This is a genomic window from Rhodococcus sp. IEGM 1341, from assembly GCF_030056895.1.
GTDB lineage: Bacteria > Actinomycetota > Actinomycetes > Mycobacteriales > Mycobacteriaceae > Rhodococcoides.
Genome location: NZ_JASHKV010000001.1, coordinates 638,112 through 653,017 on the forward strand (window position 1 = coordinate 638,112; position 14,906 = coordinate 653,017).

At 64.9% G+C, this 14,906-nt stretch carries 14 protein-coding genes and 1 riboswitch; of the genes, 6 read left to right on the forward strand and 8 right to left on the reverse strand.

Going from position 1 to position 14,906, the window contains the following annotated elements:
* Nucleotides 1–12 precede the first annotated feature (12 nt).
* From QM615_RS02765 to mqo, 5 genes are all read right to left on the reverse strand, one after another.
* Nucleotides 13–1,407, reverse strand: coding sequence for a cobyrinic acid a,c-diamide synthase CobB (locus QM615_RS02765; protein ID WP_283346991.1), 1,395 nt, complete (start codon nt 1,405–1,407; stop codon nt 13–15).
* Nucleotides 1,401–2,021 carry a cob(I)yrinic acid a,c-diamide adenosyltransferase gene (gene cobO, locus QM615_RS02770; RefSeq protein WP_283346992.1) on the reverse strand — a complete coding sequence of 207 codons (621 nt, stop codon included), beginning with the start codon at nt 2,019–2,021 and terminating at the stop codon, nt 1,401–1,403. The genes QM615_RS02765 and cobO overlap by 7 nt, the downstream gene beginning before the upstream one ends.
* A gap of 10 nt (nt 2,022–2,031) precedes the next feature.
* Nucleotides 2,032–3,987, reverse strand: a complete 1,956-nt coding sequence (locus tag QM615_RS02775; RefSeq protein WP_269593636.1) for a magnesium chelatase subunit D family protein — start codon at nt 3,985–3,987, stop codon at nt 2,032–2,034.
* A gap of 74 nt (nt 3,988–4,061) precedes the next feature.
* A riboswitch (cobalamin riboswitch) is annotated at nt 4,062–4,179 on the reverse strand.
* A 51-nt stretch (nt 4,180–4,230) separates the two neighbouring features.
* Nucleotides 4,231–4,707 carry a GNAT family N-acetyltransferase gene (locus QM615_RS02780; protein WP_068050238.1) on the reverse strand — a complete coding sequence of 159 codons (477 nt, stop codon included), beginning with the start codon at nt 4,705–4,707 and terminating at the stop codon, nt 4,231–4,233.
* An 11-nt stretch (nt 4,708–4,718) separates the two neighbouring features.
* Nucleotides 4,719–6,239 carry a malate dehydrogenase (quinone) gene (gene mqo / locus QM615_RS02785; protein ID WP_283346993.1) on the reverse strand — a complete coding sequence of 507 codons (1,521 nt, stop codon included), beginning with the start codon at nt 6,237–6,239 and terminating at the stop codon, nt 4,719–4,721.
* Between the two features lie 192 nt (nt 6,240–6,431).
* On the opposite strand from mqo, the gene QM615_RS02790 reads away from it, so the two are divergent.
* Entirely contained in the window at nt 6,432–7,472 is a 1,041-nt protein-coding gene (locus QM615_RS02790) for an alpha/beta hydrolase (protein WP_283346994.1), read from the forward strand.
* Entirely contained in the window at nt 7,469–8,854 is a 1,386-nt protein-coding gene (gene mtr / locus QM615_RS02795) for a mycothione reductase (protein WP_283346995.1), read from the forward strand. Before QM615_RS02790 ends, mtr begins: the two co-directional genes overlap by 4 nt.
* A 6-nt stretch (nt 8,855–8,860) precedes the next feature.
* Here mtr and QM615_RS02800 read toward each other — a convergent pair whose 3' ends face one another.
* Nucleotides 8,861–9,427, reverse strand: a complete 567-nt coding sequence (locus QM615_RS02800; protein WP_149405984.1) for an alpha/beta hydrolase — start codon at nt 9,425–9,427, stop codon at nt 8,861–8,863.
* Nucleotides 9,428–9,533: 106 nt separating this feature from the next.
* Between QM615_RS02800 and QM615_RS02805 the strand changes: the two genes are divergently transcribed.
* Genes QM615_RS02805 through QM615_RS02815 form a run of 3 tightly spaced genes read left to right on the forward strand, consistent with a single transcriptional unit; the run spans nt 9,534 to nt 11,502 of the window.
* Complete coding sequence (locus QM615_RS02805; protein ID WP_176460506.1) at nt 9,534–9,896, forward strand: GntR family transcriptional regulator; 363 nt, start codon at nt 9,534–9,536, stop codon at nt 9,894–9,896.
* Nucleotides 9,893–10,810 carry an ABC transporter ATP-binding protein gene (locus QM615_RS02810; RefSeq protein WP_149405985.1) on the forward strand — a complete coding sequence of 306 codons (918 nt, stop codon included), beginning with the start codon at nt 9,893–9,895 and terminating at the stop codon, nt 10,808–10,810. Before QM615_RS02805 ends, QM615_RS02810 begins: the two co-directional genes overlap by 4 nt.
* On the forward strand, nt 10,807–11,502 hold the full coding sequence (locus tag QM615_RS02815) for an ABC transporter permease (RefSeq protein ID WP_149405986.1): 696 nt from the start codon (nt 10,807–10,809) through the stop codon (nt 11,500–11,502). Before QM615_RS02810 ends, QM615_RS02815 begins: the two co-directional genes overlap by 4 nt.
* Here the strand turns inward: QM615_RS02815 and QM615_RS02820 are convergent.
* Entirely contained in the window at nt 11,486–13,021 is a 1,536-nt protein-coding gene (locus QM615_RS02820; protein ID WP_149405987.1) for a cobyric acid synthase, read from the reverse strand. The two genes, QM615_RS02815 and QM615_RS02820, sit on opposite strands and share 17 nt — an antisense overlap.
* Entirely contained in the window at nt 13,018–13,893 is an 876-nt protein-coding gene (gene map / locus QM615_RS02825; protein ID WP_149405988.1) for a type I methionyl aminopeptidase, read from the reverse strand. Before map ends, QM615_RS02820 begins: the two co-directional genes overlap by 4 nt.
* 139 nt (nt 13,894–14,032) lie before the next feature.
* Here map and QM615_RS02830 point away from each other — a divergent pair, with 139 nt between their 5' ends.
* Nucleotides 14,033–14,905 carry a helix-turn-helix transcriptional regulator gene (locus tag QM615_RS02830; protein WP_262498351.1) on the forward strand — a complete coding sequence of 291 codons (873 nt, stop codon included), beginning with the start codon at nt 14,033–14,035 and terminating at the stop codon, nt 14,903–14,905.
* Nucleotide 14,906 lies beyond the last annotated feature (1 nt).

Consider the following 14,906-nt stretch of genomic DNA (forward strand, 5'->3'; position numbering starts at 1 on the left):
CTTGCGATCCCTCTACACTCGCGCGTAGTCGACTGCGGCGGCAACGAACCGGGTGATGGATCCGGGATTGCCCGCAGCATGGGTGTGCAGGTACGACGCGTGGACCCCGCCCTGCACGAAGCCCTCGCGCGCCGCAGTTCTGCCGCCGGGGCTCTGCTTGTGCCAGCCCCACGCGGCCGAGGCGCTCTCGCGCACGTCCACGAGCTTCGTTCGGTGGAACTCGTGGCCGGTGACTCGGGTGCCCGCGTCGAACAGTGTGGACGATTCGAGGGCAACCGCATCGCGGTATCCCAGCGTGAGGGTGTTCCCGAATTCCGCGTCCACGTCGACGACCCCGGCCATGGCATGACCGTCCAATCGGCTTGCCAGATACAGCAATCCGGCGCATTCGGCATGAATGGGCAAACCCTTGGCCGCGGCCGTCCTGATATCGGCCAACAGCAGTTCGTTCGCCGCCAACGCGGCCGCATGCTCCTCGGGGAATCCGCCGGGGAGCACGACTGCCGCTGTGCCGGTGGGTAATCCGTCCCGCAGTGGATCGAACACGGCGACGTCGGCCCCCGCTGCGCGGAGCAGTTCGACGTGCTCGGTGTATCCGAAGGTGAATGCCGGGCCACCGGCCACCGCGACGACGGGCAATCCCTCGCAGGTGCCTACCTCGTCCTCCGGGGACCACTGCGGCGCTGTCACCGACGATCGAGCCAGCGCGCTCACTGCCTCGATGTCGACGAACCTCGAGACGAGAGCGCTCATCGCGTCGACGGCATCGGTTGCGGCGCCGCCGTGTTCGACCGCGGTGATCAGCCCCAGATGCCGTGACGGGACCACCAGTTCGCTCATCCGCGGCAACGCGCCCAGTACCGGAACGCCTACCCGTTCGCATGCTTGGCGCAACACGTCCTCGTGCCGCTGACTGCCGACGCGATTGAGAATCACACCGCCGATGCGGACGCTGGCGTCGAACGTCGAGAACCCGTGCAGCACAGCGGCAAGCGACTGACTGTGTCCACGGGAGTCGACTACGAGGATCACCGGGGCACCGAGCATCGCGGCCACCCGTGCGGTCGATCCCTCGGCGGAGGCCTCACCCGGTCCGGTCATGTCGATCTTGCCGTCGAACAGTCCCATGACGCCCTCGACGACCGCGATGTCGCAGCCCCGACTGCCGTGTCGGAACAGGGGCCCGATGCGGTCGGCACCGACCATCACGGCGTCGAGGTTGCGGCCCGGGAGTCCGGCCGCGAGCGAGTGATATCCGGGGTCGATGTAGTCCGGACCCACCTTGAACGGTGCGACGGTGCGGCCGGCCTCGCGCAGCGCGCCCATCAGTCCGGTGGCCACCGTCGTCTTTCCGCTGCCCGACGCGGGGGCCGCGATCACTACTGCGGGACAGGACTGGTTCACCATTCGATGCCTCGCTGACCCTTGCGTCCGGCGTCCATCGGATGCTTGACCTTGGCCATCTCGGTGACCAGGTCCGCAGCCTCGATCAGTTCACGGGGCGCGTCGCGTCCGGTGATGACGACGTGCTGACTGCCCGGTCGGCGGGTCAGGACATCGACCACCTCTGCGACGTCGACCCACCCCCACTTGAGCGGGTAGGTGAACTCGTCCAACACGTAGAAGCGGTGCGACTCCTGCTCGATTCGCCGGGCGATCTCCTGCCAGCCCTCGGCCGCGGCCTCGGCGTGATCGACGTCGCTGCCCTTCTTGCGAGTCCACGACCAGCCCTCGCCCATCTTGTGCCATTCGACGGCTCCGCCGACCCCGGTGCTCTCGTGCAGTTCGCCGAGTGTGCGAAACGCCGCTTCCTCGCCGACCTTCCACTTGGCACTCTTGACGAACTGGAACACTCCGACGTCGAACCCTTGATTCCAGGCCCGCAACGCCATTCCGAAAGCGGCTGTCGATTTTCCCTTGCCCGGTCCGGTGTGCACGGCAAGCACGGGCAGATTGCGGCGCTGACGCGTCGTGAGGCCGTCCTGCGGAACGGTTCCGGGAGCCGGTACACCCTGAGGCATCGCGAACCCCCTACGCTGCTGCGCGAACGACTGCGGCGACCTGCTCCGCAGACAGATCCGCCAGCGCCACGTAACCGCCGCCGAGGCACGCCGCGAAATCGGCAGCGAGCCCGAGGCGCACCATGCCCGATTCGCAGTCGACGACGACGGAGGCGATCTTGTCCGACGCGATACGTCCCGCGGCGATCCGGGCCCGGCCGACGGGGTCGGTGCCTCCGGTCGCTCGGCCGTCGGTCAGCGCGACCACCAGAGCGCGGCGCAGTGGGTCTCGAACACGCTCTCGCAGAACGAGTTCCCGTGCCTGCAGAAAGCCCTGCGCCAGTGGCGATCTGCCACCGGTCTTCATCTTCCGCAATCGCGTCACGGCCACGTCCACCGACGACGTCGGCGGCAACACCGTTTCGGCTTCCGTGCCGCGCACGGTGATCACCGCCACCTTGTCGCGGCGCTGATACGCATCGCGCAGCAGCGAGAGCACCGCACCGGTCACCGCGGACAGTCGATCTCGCGCAGCCATCGAACCCGAGGCATCGACGACGAAGACGATCAAGTTGCCCTCGCGTCCCTCCTTGATCGCGCCCCGCAGATCCGCGGGCTCGAGCTTCAGCCGGCCGGAGGTGCGGCCGCGGACGACTTGCTGCTCGGCCGCGGCGAACAGGGTGCCCACCAGGTGCAGGCCCTTGCCCGACTCGACGGTGGGACGTACCGATCGTCCGTGCGCGGACCGTGACCGCGAGCGTCGCCCAGGCGCACCCTCGCCCACTCCGGGAACCTCGAGCAACCGTGCTCTGAACTGTGCTCCCGGAGTACCTGCCTGTTTCTCACTGCCGGTACCCGAGGGCGGCGGTGGTTGCGCCGAATCCTCGTGCGAATCGGAGGACTGCGTGTCGGAGGGCTGCGTATCGGAGGGTTGGGACTGGGAGGCATCGTCGGGAGCCTCGGGATCGGGAGCTCCCCCGCCGCCGTCGGGGTCGGGATCCGGATCCGGCTGCTGCTCGGCCTGTTCGGCCGCGTCCCGCATGGCGTCGTCCAGCTGCTTGTCGTCGATGCCCGGCTCGTCGAAGGGATCGCGCCGACGCCGGTGCGGCAGAGCCAGTTCGGCGGCAATCCGCACGTCTTCCTCGGCCACGTCGCTTGCGCCTCGCCAGGCGGCGTGGGCGGATGCGGTGCGAGCGAGCACAAGATCGGCTCGCATACCGTCGACGTCGAAGGATGCGCAGAGCGCGGCGATACGCCGAAGTTCCTTGTCGCTCAACACCACATCGTCGAGAATCTTTCGGGCGGCCAGAATCTGCTCGGCCACGGCGATGTCCTCGTTGCGGTACTCGGCGGCGAATGCGTGCGGGTCACGCTCGTAGTTCATCCGGCGGCGGACGACGTTCATGCGAACGTCCACGTCCCGCGACGCCGTCACCTCCACTGCCAGACCGAACCGGTCGAGCAGCTGCGGGCGAAGCTCGCCCTCCTCGGGATTCATCGTGCCCACGAGAACGAATTGCGCTGGGTGAGAATGAGAGACACCGTCACGCTCGACATGCACCCGACCCATCGCGGCCGCGTCGAGCAGCACGTCGACCAGGTGATCGTGCAGCAGATTCACTTCGTCGACGTAGAGCACACCACGGTGCGCAGCCGCGAGCAGACCGGGTTGAAACGCACGTTCGCCGTCGCGCAGAACCTTCTCGAGGTCGATGGACCCCACCACTCGATCCTCGGTTGCCCCCACCGGAAGTTCGACGAGCTTCGCCGGACGCGAGCCGTCCTCGTCCTCCACGGCGGGCAGCAGTGCCGCGAGTGCGCGCACCACCGTCGATTTCGCGGTGCCCTTCTCTCCTCGCACCAGTACACCGCCGATACCGGGGTGCACGGCACACAGAATCAGCGACAACCTCAGCTGATCCTGACCGACGATCGCACTGAACGGATATCCCGGTTCGGGAACACTCCCACTTCGCTGCACAGCCAATTCCCTTCGTGCCCGGAGTTCCGCGCCGGACGTTCGGTCGAGATACGCGAAGCCGAGCGGCGATCTGGCTGACAGGGGAATCTCCTCGAGCGGGGGTTCTCCTGAACACAGTGGCGGGACCGCGCCTGATTCACACAGGACTTCTCCGCGACCGACTTCGAACGGAACACTACCGCCGAACGAACGAATGCCACACACGGTACGGCCGTGTGTGGCATTCGTTCTTCTCGTACTACAGCGAGGTCAGCTCTCGCTCCAGGCGGTGCCGCCACCCCGACGCATCGGCGTGTGCGGGATGCCGTCCTCGAGAACTTCCTCGCCGTCCGGCAGGAAGCCGTGCTTGGCGTACATGTCGACGAGGTAGCTCTGAGCGTTGATCCGGCACGGAGCCGAACCGACCTCGGCAAGCGCGGCTCGCAGAATTCGCGTGGTGTGGCCCTGTCCCCTGGCCGAGCGCTGCGTGCAGAGCCGGCCGATACGGAACGCCTTCTCGCCGTCGTCGTGCTCCTCGAGCAGGCGGAGTGTGCACACCACTTCGCCGTCCCGTTCGAGCCAGAAGTGCCGTGTCTCGGTCAGCAGGTCACGCCCGTCCAACTCCGGGTACGCACACGCCTGCTCGACCACGAACACCTCGACACGCAGCTTCAACAGGTCGTACAACGTGCTGTTGGACAGGTCTAGTGCCCATGATCGTTTGAGAGCTGCTGCTTGCGTATTCATACCTTTTGCTATCACACACCCGTGGGCTGTGCGAGCTCACGAGCATTTTCCAGTTGCAGTGTCTTGGACGTCCAGCCCCAGACCTCGTCGAACAACGAGCTGTTCTGCGCCAGCTTGACCCCCAGCGACGGGACCATTTCCTTGAGCTTGGGCTGCCACGCGTCGTACTTGTCACCGAAGCACCGCTGCAACACGTCCAGCATGGCCGGAACGGCGGTGGACGCGCCGGGAGAGGCACCGAGCAGTCCGGCGATGGTGCCGTCCGCTGCGTTGACCACAGCGGTGCCGAACTCGAGCACACCGCCGCGACCCTTCTTGCGGATCACCTGGACGCGCTGACCCGCGGTGACGAGCTCCCAGTTCTCGCCGAGCACCGAGGGCGCGAACTCGCGCAGCGTCTCTACACGATCCGCCTGCGACTGAGCCAGCTCACTGACCAGGTACTTGACGAGTCCGAGTTCGGTCACGCCGACCCCGAGCATCGACATCAGGTTTCCGGGCTTCACCGAGCTGGGCAGGTCGGTGATCTTGCCCTGCTTGAGGAACTTGGGCGACCAGCCGGCGTACGGGCCGAACAGCAGACCCTGCTGGCCGTTGATCACGCGGGTGTCGAGGTGCGGGACCGACATCGGCGGAGCACCGACCGAAGCCTTGCCGTACACCTTGGCCGAGTGCTGCTCGATCAGAGCTGGATCGGTGCACCGCAACCACTCGCCGCTGACCGGGAAGCCGCCGAATCCCTTGATCTCCGCGATTCCGGACTTCTGCAGCAGGTGCAGTGCGCCGCCGCCTGCGCCGACGAACACGAACTTGGCGTTGACGGTCTTCTTGACGCCGGTGCGCTGGTTGGCCACCTTGACGTCCCAGCTGCCGTCGGACTGCTTGGTGATGTTGCGCACATCGTGTCCGAAGTGCACGGTGCCGCCCGCGGACGACAGGTAGTTCAGCAGCTGCTTGGTGAGCGCACCGAAGTCGACGTCGGTGCCTTCCTGACTCCAGTTCAATGCCACGGGATCGGAGAAGTCACGGCCCTTGGCCATCAACGGCAGTCGCGCCGAGAACTCGTCCTTGGAGTCGATGTACTCCATGCCTGCGAACAGTGGGTTGCCCACGAGCGCCTCGTACCGCGCACGGAGGTACTTCACGTTCTCGGCCCCGTGCACGAAGCTCACGTGCGGAATGGGGTTGATGAAGTTCTTGGCGTCGGAGAGCACACCGGTCTCGATGCCGTGTGCCCAGAACTGACGCGACACCTGGAACTGCTCGTTGACGTTGAGCGCCTTGGCGATATCGACGCTGCCGTCCTTGTTCTGCGGCGTGTAGTTCAGTTCGCACAGTGCCGAGTGGCCGGTGCCCGCGTTGTTCCACGCGTCGCTGCTCTCGGCTGCGGCCGCGTCGAGCCGCTCGTAGACGTCGATCGACCAGTTCGGCTCGAGCTGACGGAGCAGCGCACCGAGGGTGGCGCTCATGATTCCGGCACCGACCAGAACGACGTCGGTCTTGATCCGCTTACCCTGCTCATCTTTGGACACTGGAGAATCGACTTCCTTGTCTGTGGAGGTCTCGGCCGGTGGCGGTATCGACCGGAGAACTCTGCTGTAGAGGGCTGCTTCACCCGATGCGGTCAGGTTACTAGCTGGGCCTACCCCGTCGGACACCACGTCAACCCGGTTCCGAATGTGCTCCTCGGACGCCGTCCGCGGTGCCCACTACAGTTGTGATCTGTGACTACCTGGGTGCCCGACGTCCTCGGCGACGGCTACGAACAGACGACCATTCCACTCGGCAACGATCCGGACGGCGAAGGGCAGGTCGAAGCCACCCTCGTGCGGTACCAACCGCCCGGTGCCGCCAACTTCGACCGTTCGGTGATCTACGTCCACGGGTTCACCGACTACTTCTTCCAGCGCCACATCGCCGAGCACTTCGCAGCGCAGGGATACGCCTTCTATGCCCTGGACCTGCGTAAGTGCGGACGCTCGCGCCGCGAGGGCCAGACCGCACACTTCGTGACCGATCTGGCGATGTACGACGCCGAGCTGAACGAGGCTCTCGCCCTGGTCCGCGCGGAACGCCCGGGTGCGCCGGTCCTGCTCATGGCGCACTCGACCGGCGGGCTCGTACTGCCGCTGTGGCTGAACCGTCTCAACCGTCAGGAGGGCGGATCGGCCGGGCTGGGCCTGTCGGGTGTGGTCCTCAACAGCCCGTGGTTCGATCTGCAGGGCCCACCTGCCATCCGCAGCGTCGGTACCGCCGCGATCGACGTCATCGGCAGGTTCCGGTCCAAGGCGCAGGTTCCCGGCGGCGGGCTCGATACGTACGGGTTGTCGCTCGCTGCGTCGGAAAACGGCGAGTGGGACTACGACCTCGACTGGAAGCCCCTGGCCGGCTTCCCCATCACCTTCGGGTGGATTCGCGCCGTCCGCCACGGCCACGCCGAACTTCATCGCGGCCTCGACATCGGTATCCCCGCACTGATCCTGCGCTCCAAGGTGACGCACTTCTCGCGCCGATACAGCTCGGCGGTCGATGCCGCAGACGCCGTACTCGACGTTCGCCAGATCGCGCGCTGGGCGGGCTGCCTGGGCGACCGCACCACGATCGTGCCCATCGAGGGAGCCCGCCACGACGTCTTCCTGTCCACCGAGACCCCACGCGCTCGGGCCTTCGAGGAAATGGACGAGTGGATCGAGTGGTTGCACCGAAGCGAGAGCACCGACCACGCGTCGGGCAAGGACCACACCGAGAGCGGGCACATTTCATGACCGAGCATTTCGACGTCGCGATCATCGGCTCCGGATCCGGCAACTCGATCGCCGATTCGCGCTTCGAAGACAAGAAAATCGCTCTGATCGAGGAGAACTCGACCTTCGGTGGCACCTGCCTCAACGTCGGCTGCATCCCCACCAAGATGTTCGTCTACGCCGCCGAGGTTGCGCGGACGGTACGCGATTCCTCGAAATACGGTGTCGACGCCCACGTGGATGCAGTGCGCTGGCCGGACATCGTCGATCGCGTCTTCGGCCGCATAGACCCGATCTCGGAGGGCGGCAAGCGTTACCGCGCCGAAGGCAGCCCGAATCTCACCCTGTTCGAGGGTCACGCACGCTTCGTCGGCCCGCGCACCATCGACACCGGCACCGGCACCGTGATCACCGCCGACCAGATCGTCGTCGCCGCCGGATCGCGTCCGACGGTGCCGCAGTCCATCGCCGATTCGGGTGTCACGTACCACACCAACAGTGATGTGATGCGTCTCCGCGAGCTACCCGAGCACCTGGTGATTCTCGGATCCGGTTACATCGCAGCAGAATTCGCGCACGTCTTCTCTGCTCTCGGCTCCAAGGTGTCGATAGTGGCCCGCAAGGACACCTTGCTCCGCGCACTGGACGCCGACATCTCGAAGCGATTCACCGAGCTCGCCCGCGCCAAGTGGGACGTCCACCTCGACTCCGGCGAGACCACTCCCCTGTCCGAGGGCGGGTTGCACGGGGTCCAACTCGCCGACGGCACCAAGGTCCTCGGCGATGCGTTCCTCGTCGCCGTGGGCCGCGAGCCCAACGGAGACCGTCTCGATCCGGCTGCGGCAGGCATCGAGCTCGATGACGAAGGCCGCATCGTGGTGGACGAATTCGGCCGCACCACGGCCGAGGGAGTGTTCGCACTCGGCGACGTATCGTCCCCGTACCAACTCAAGCATGTGGCCAACCAGGAAGCTCGCGTCGTTCAGTACAACCTGCTGCAGGACGCGTGGCACGGCGACACCTCGACGCTACGGAAGAACGACCATCGGTTCGTTCCCGCGGCGGTGTTCACCGATCCCCAGATCGCCGAGGTGGGCATGACCGAAGAGCACGCCCGCGACGCCGGCCTGGACATCACCGTCAAGGTCCAGAACTACGGAGATGTCGCCTACGGCTGGGCCATGGAGGACAGCGAAGGTCTGTGCAAGATCATCGCCGAGAAGGGCACCGGGAAGATCCTCGGCGCGCACATCATCGGCGCACAGGCCCCCACGTTGATCCAGCCACTCATCCAAGCCATGACCTTCGGTTTGTCCGCCCAGGACATGGCCCGCGGCCAGTACTGGATCCACCCAGGTCTTCCCGAGGTGGTCGAGAACGCTCTCCTGGGACTGGAACTGTAGTTCCGGTTACCAGGGGCTGGTGCGGAGCACGATCTCGGTGGCCAGCGCAGCCGGCTCGTCGGCGACGACATTCGCGCCGCCGTCGAGTTGGACCACGCGGAAGTCCGCGTAGACGAACCGTCCGCTCGCGTCGGCGGATGCGCGGCCCAGCGAGGACCCGACGACCAATGTCGTCGGCAGCTCGACCGGGGGGCAATCCGCGCCGCGTACGGTTCCCTGCTCGTCGGCGATCGCGGGGTGGCACCGGTTCACCGCGATCAGACTGGCGAAGCGTCCGAAGGTCTTGGCGGCCAACGTCCATGCCGACTCCGCACCCGCTCCGCTGCCGACGAGGTGCACCCACGACAGCTTCAGCTCGTCGAGAACCGTCAGGATCGCCTCGTCGCTGACACCCTCGATGCTTTCCAGCGCAACAGTTTTCAGATCCGAATTGTGCAACCGTTCACTGACGGCGTCGTAGACATCCACCGGATCGCCTGCATCGGGAAGCAAGAGAACGGCGTGCCTGCTGTCCGGGCCTGCGACTCGCACCGAACATTGCCCACCCGCAGCACTCACATGCGTGAACTCCATGGGGATGACGGTACTGCCTCTTGCGTCGACCACGCGTCGGTTCTATGGTTAGTTACATGAGTAATGAACCACTGAGGCAAGCAACCTCGACGCACCGGCGGCGGTTCTGATGGACGAGGGCAGGCCGATCTTCCTGCAGATTGCCGAGATGATCGAGAACTCGATCATCGACGGCTCCCTGGCAGAGGAAGAGCAGGTGCCCTCGACCAACGAACTGGCCGCATTCCATCGAATCAACCCGGCCACCGCAGGAAAGGGACTCGCCAAGCTCGTCGCCGACGGTGTCGTCTACAAGAAACGAGGAATCGGAATGTTCGTGACCACAGGCGCTCGGGACGCTCTTCGATTCCGTCGCCGAGACCTCTTCGCTCGCCAGTACATCGATCCGCTCGTCACCGAGGCTCGCAAGCTCGGCATGACCGTCGACGAACTCAAGACCATGCTCGACAACTGGGAGGCAGCACGATGAGCGTCCACACCCTCGACTCGATCGACGAACCCAGCAGCATCGTTGCGTCGGCCACTCACCTGACCAAGAATTTCGGCTCGTTCACCGCGGTCGACGATGTGAGTTTCGAGATCGAACGCAACAAGATCTACGGCTTCCTCGGCCGAAACGGCGCGGGTAAGACCACCGTCATGCAGATGATGACGGCTCAAATGCGCCAGAGCGCCGGGGACATCTCGGTGTTCGGACAACGTCCTTGGGAGAACCCTCACGCGCTCGGTCACGTGTGCTTCGTCAAGGAAAGCCAGAAGTATCCCGATGATCTCAAGGTCAAGCACGCCGTCTCGCACGCGTCACATGTCCTTCCACACTGGGACGGCGACTTCGCCGCCGAGTTGCTGCGCGACTTCGACCTGCCCCTCGGCCGCAAGATCAAGAAGCTCTCGCGAGGAATGACGTCGGCTCTCGGAATCGTCATCGGACTCGCGTCGCGTGCACCACTGACCTTTTTCGACGAGCCCTACTTGGGGCTGGACGCGGTCTCGCGACATCTGTTCTACGACAGATTGCTGGCCGACTACGCCGAGCACCCCAGGACCGTGGTTCTGTCCACTCACCTCATCGATGAGGTCAGCGATCTCATCGAACACGTGATCCTCATCGACAAGGGCAGGATCGTGCTCGACGACGAGTCGGATGCTCTGCGCGAGAGTGCATTCGAGATCACCGGTCCTGCGCCGGCTGTCGACGCGTTCGCCGCTGCTCACCGGACCCTGCACCGCTCCGCTCTTGGACCGAGCGTACGAACGACGATCGACGCCCGACTGACTGCACAGCAGAGATCCGACGGCCGAGCCGCAGGGCTCACCATCGAAGCTGTTCCACTGCAACAGTTGATCATCGAACGCACCACCGCCGAGGAGGCGTTGTCATGAAACGGATACTGAACGTAGCTCGCATCCACAACACTTCGTGGGCAACGACATTCGTGTGGCCGATGGCGGTTCTCGCGATCGCCTTCGTGATCACCTTCGGCATATTTCTGGTCATCCCGACCACGGACTCCGAATACAACTTCACCGGTAGTGTCTTCTCGATCTATGGATTCGCCATGGCGTTCTACATCACCGCGATCACTCAGTGCTTTCCCTATGCCCTGGGTCTGAGCGTCACTCGCCGCGAATTCCTCACCGCCACAGCGTTGGTAGGCGTGTGCCAGTCGATTGCATTCGGCACGATCATCTACGTGCTGTCCTTGATCGAAGCAGCCACGGATGGATTCGGCCTGAAACTGAGAATGTTCGGCATCGCTCGGTACGCGACCGACAATCCGTTGGTGCAGTGGGCCGCACTCGTTACCGTCATGCTGCTCCTCGGCGGCTTCGGTGCATTCATCGGCGTCGTGTATCGACGGTTCCGCACCAACGGATTGTTCACCCTCGGACTCGGAGCGCTCGTAGTCTTCGGCGGCGGATCTGTACTCGTGACCTGGCAGAACTGGTGGCCCGACGTCGGCGACTTCTTCACCGACACACCGCGAATTCTGCTACTGGTCGTCATTCCGTTGACCATCACGGCGATACTGTCTGCGGCCAGCTGGTTCGGTCTGCTCAAAGCAACTGCGTGACAATGGTGTCGAGGCCCGGATCGACGCCGTGCTCGATGAGGTCGAGTACGGCGTCGACGTCGAGGTTGTCTTCCACCAGATCGGCCAACAGATCCAACTGCTGCTCCCGCAGTGCCGCGACCGACGTGTCGGGTGCCACCTCGAATCCCGTACGACCCGACTTCTCTGCCACCCAGGTGAGGAGGGAACGACGGAAATCGTCGGACTCGAGCAGTCCGTGCCAGTGGGTGCCCAGAACGCTGCCGCGTAGGCTGCCTTCGGAGATACCCGACGCGGTGGTCGACAAGGCGTCGTCGCCGTTTCGTGCGACCCGGCCGTGGTGAATCTCGTAGCCCGACACGGAATTCCGGCCGAACTGCATCGACCGGCCCGCCACCTGCGCGAGTACCTTGTCGGTAGCGAACTCGATGTCGAGATCGAGCAGACCGAGACCCCGGACTGCCCCCTCTCCGGATTCGACGGTGTCGTCGATCGTTCGGCCCAACATCTGATAGCCACCGCAGATCCCCAGAACCGGAAGGCCCGCAGCGCCGCGTGCCGCGATCGCATCGGCAAGACCGGTGCGTCGCAACCATTCCAGGTCCGACACGGTGGACTTACTGCCCGGAACGACCACCAGATCCACATCCTGTAGTCGGGACGGCTCGGTGACCCAGTGGACCGACACCCCTGGCTCGCAGGCCAACGCCTCGACATCGGTGGTGTTGGAGATTCTCGGCAAACGCACCGCCGCGACGCGCAACCACTGCGAGCCGTGCGGTGCACGCGGCCGCCCCACCGGAGCATCGGGAACGGTTCCGAGTGAATCCTCGGCGTCCATCCACAATCCGTCGGCGAAGGGAACGACACCGTACGTCGGACGTCCTGTCAACGCGCGCAACTGATCGAGACCGGGTGCCAGCAGAGCAGGATCACCGCGGAACTTGTTGATCACGAACCCGGCGACGAGCGCCTGATCCTCCGGAGACAGCACCGCAACGGTGCCGAACAGATGAGCCAGCACTCCCCCTCGATCGATATCCCCCACCACGATCACCGGAAGAGACGCCGCCGTCGCCAACCCCATGTTGGCCAAGTCCGTGGCGCGCAGATTGATCTCGGCGGGCGAGCCCGCCCCCTCGCAGATCACCACATCGAATTCCTCACGCAGAGATGCCAATTCGTCTGCCACCACGGCGCGCAACGACTGCCGATGCTCGATGTAGTTGCTCGCACTCACCTGCGCAACGGCCCGCCCGCGCACCACCAACTGCGAGGTCCGGTCACTCCCCGGTTTCAGCAACACCGGATTGAAGCGGACACTCGGCTCGAGACCACAGGCCGACGCCTGCATCGCCTGCGCTCGACCGATCTCACCGCCGTCGAGCGTGACCACCGAATTGTTGGACATGTTCTGCGCCTTGAACGGAGCCACCCGCACGCCCCGTCTCGCCAGCATCCGACACAGCCCGGCAACCAACACACTCTTGCCCGCATCCGACGTCGTCCCCGCAACCAGCAGAGCACCTTTCGGATTCACGGGAGGGTCAGAATCTCGCTGCCAGTCTCGGTGACCACAAGGGTGTGCTCGAACTGCGCGGTCCACTTCTTGTCGTGCGTGACCACCGTCCAACCGTCGTCCCACATCTCGGCGTTGATCGTGCCCAGGTTGATCATCGGTTCGATCGTGAACGTCATACCCGGCTCGATGACGGTGTCCACCGACGGCTGGTCGTAATGCAGAACGACCAGACCGTTGTGGAAAGTGGTACCGATGCCGTGACCGGTGAAATCCTCCACCACGCCGTAGCCGAATCGGTGCGCGTACGACTCGATGACGCGGCCGATCACGTTCAGCGCGCGCCCCGGCTTGACCGCCTTGATGGCACGCATCGTGGCCTCGTGCGTACGTTCGACCAGCAGGCGCGCTTCCTCGGAGACGTTGCCGGCAAGAAAAGTCGCGTTGGTGTCGCCGTGGACGCCGTCGATATAAGCGGTGACGTCGATGTTGACGATGTCGCCGTCCTGAATCACCGTGGAATCCGGGATGCCGTGGCAGATGACCTCGTTCAGGGAGGTGCAGCAGGACTTCGGAAACCCTCTGTAGCCCAACGTGGACGGGTAAGCACCGTGATCGATCATGTACTCGTGGGCAATCCGGTCCAGCTCGTCGGTGGTGATTCCCGGTGCTACCGCCCGGCCCGCTTCCTGTAGTGCCCTGGCCGCGATCTTCGACGCCACTCGCATCTTCTCGATGACCTCGGGGGTCTGGACCCAGGGCTCACTGCCTTCGGCCACGGTCGACTTCCAGGCGTATTCGGGGCGCTCGATGGACTTGGGCACCGCGAGGACGGGCGATACGACGCCTGGTACGAGTGGCTGACGGGGCTTGCTCTCGGCGGTCACAGACATGGCGTCCAGAGTAGTCGGCTCGTATTCGGCCCCGAACCGCAGCGCAGTGGCCCGTGCCAGTCGAAACAGCGCTTGCCGTTGTGGATATGATCTGGATCACGTTCGTCGCTCGTGCATCCGACACGGGAAAGGAATCTCCGTGGTCCATTCGAATCTGTTGCGGCCCCGTGACGGCGATGCCCTGCGCGCCGAACTGCGCCAGGTGGCAGCGACGTCCGACGTGCCCGTCGTGTTCGGCGGCGAGGTCTCCTCGGAGACCCTGTACCTGAGTGAATTCCATGGAACCAGAACCCGAGGCCTGGACGGACTCGCCATCCCACCGAGATCCGGCCTCGGCGGGCGAGTCATGGAACAGCGCAGGCCCGCGGCCGTGAGCGATTACGGCGCGTCGATGTCGATCACCCATCACTTCGACCGACCGGTACTCGGCGAGGGCCTCAAATCCATACTGGCGGTGCCGGTGGTCGTTGCCGGTGTGGCGCGAATAGTGATGTACGCGGCCCTACGGGAACGCGGCCCCCTCGGAGATCGCGTCGGCGACATCATGACGACCGCCGCCAGGCGTCTCGGCCAGGAGATCTCCGTGCGTGACGAGGTCGACCGCCGGATCCGTCTGCTGGCGACCACCCGCTCGATGCTCGACTCGGATCTCTCCCGCACGGCCGAACTGCGCAGCGTCCACGAGGAACTGTCCGATCTCGCCCGATCTGTCGGTGACGTGGCCATCCGGCGCAGACTCGACGCGGTCGCAGCCCGCGTGGCCGCGTCGTTCGGCCAGGAGATGCCCCACGACCCACGGACCCAGGACGTGTCGCAGTCGCTGACACCACGAGAGATCGACGTGATCTCGCAAGTTGCTCTGGGCTGCACCAACATCGAGGTCGCCGCGCGTTTGTCGATCGGTGCCGAGACCGTCAAGTCGTACCTGCGCAGCGTGATGCGCAAAACCGAATCGCACACTCGATACGAAGCCGTGGTGGCCTGCCGTCGACTCGGCGTTCTGCCCTCCTGAA

Excerpts from the sequence above, each read along its gene's own strand:
- QM615_RS02765 (WP_283346991.1), bottom strand. The coding sequence starts at position 1,407 with ATGGTGAACCAGTCCTGTCCCGCAGTAGTGATCGCGGCCCCCGCGTCG.
- cobO (WP_283346992.1), bottom strand. The coding sequence starts at position 2,021 with ATGCCTCAGGGTGTACCGGCTCCCGGAACCGTTCCGCAGGACGGCCTC.
- QM615_RS02780 (WP_068050238.1), bottom strand. The coding sequence starts at position 4,707 with ATGAATACGCAAGCAGCAGCTCTCAAACGATCATGGGCACTAGACCTG.
- mtr (WP_283346995.1), top strand. The coding sequence starts at position 7,469 with ATGACCGAGCATTTCGACGTCGCGATCATCGGCTCCGGATCCGGCAAC.
- QM615_RS02800 (WP_149405984.1), bottom strand. The coding sequence starts at position 9,427 with ATGGAGTTCACGCATGTGAGTGCTGCGGGTGGGCAATGTTCGGTGCGA.
- QM615_RS02810 (WP_149405985.1), top strand. The coding sequence starts at position 9,893 with ATGAGCGTCCACACCCTCGACTCGATCGACGAACCCAGCAGCATCGTT.
- QM615_RS02815 (WP_149405986.1), top strand. The coding sequence starts at position 10,807 with ATGAAACGGATACTGAACGTAGCTCGCATCCACAACACTTCGTGGGCA.
- map (WP_149405988.1), bottom strand. The coding sequence starts at position 13,893 with ATGTCTGTGACCGCCGAGAGCAAGCCCCGTCAGCCACTCGTACCAGGC.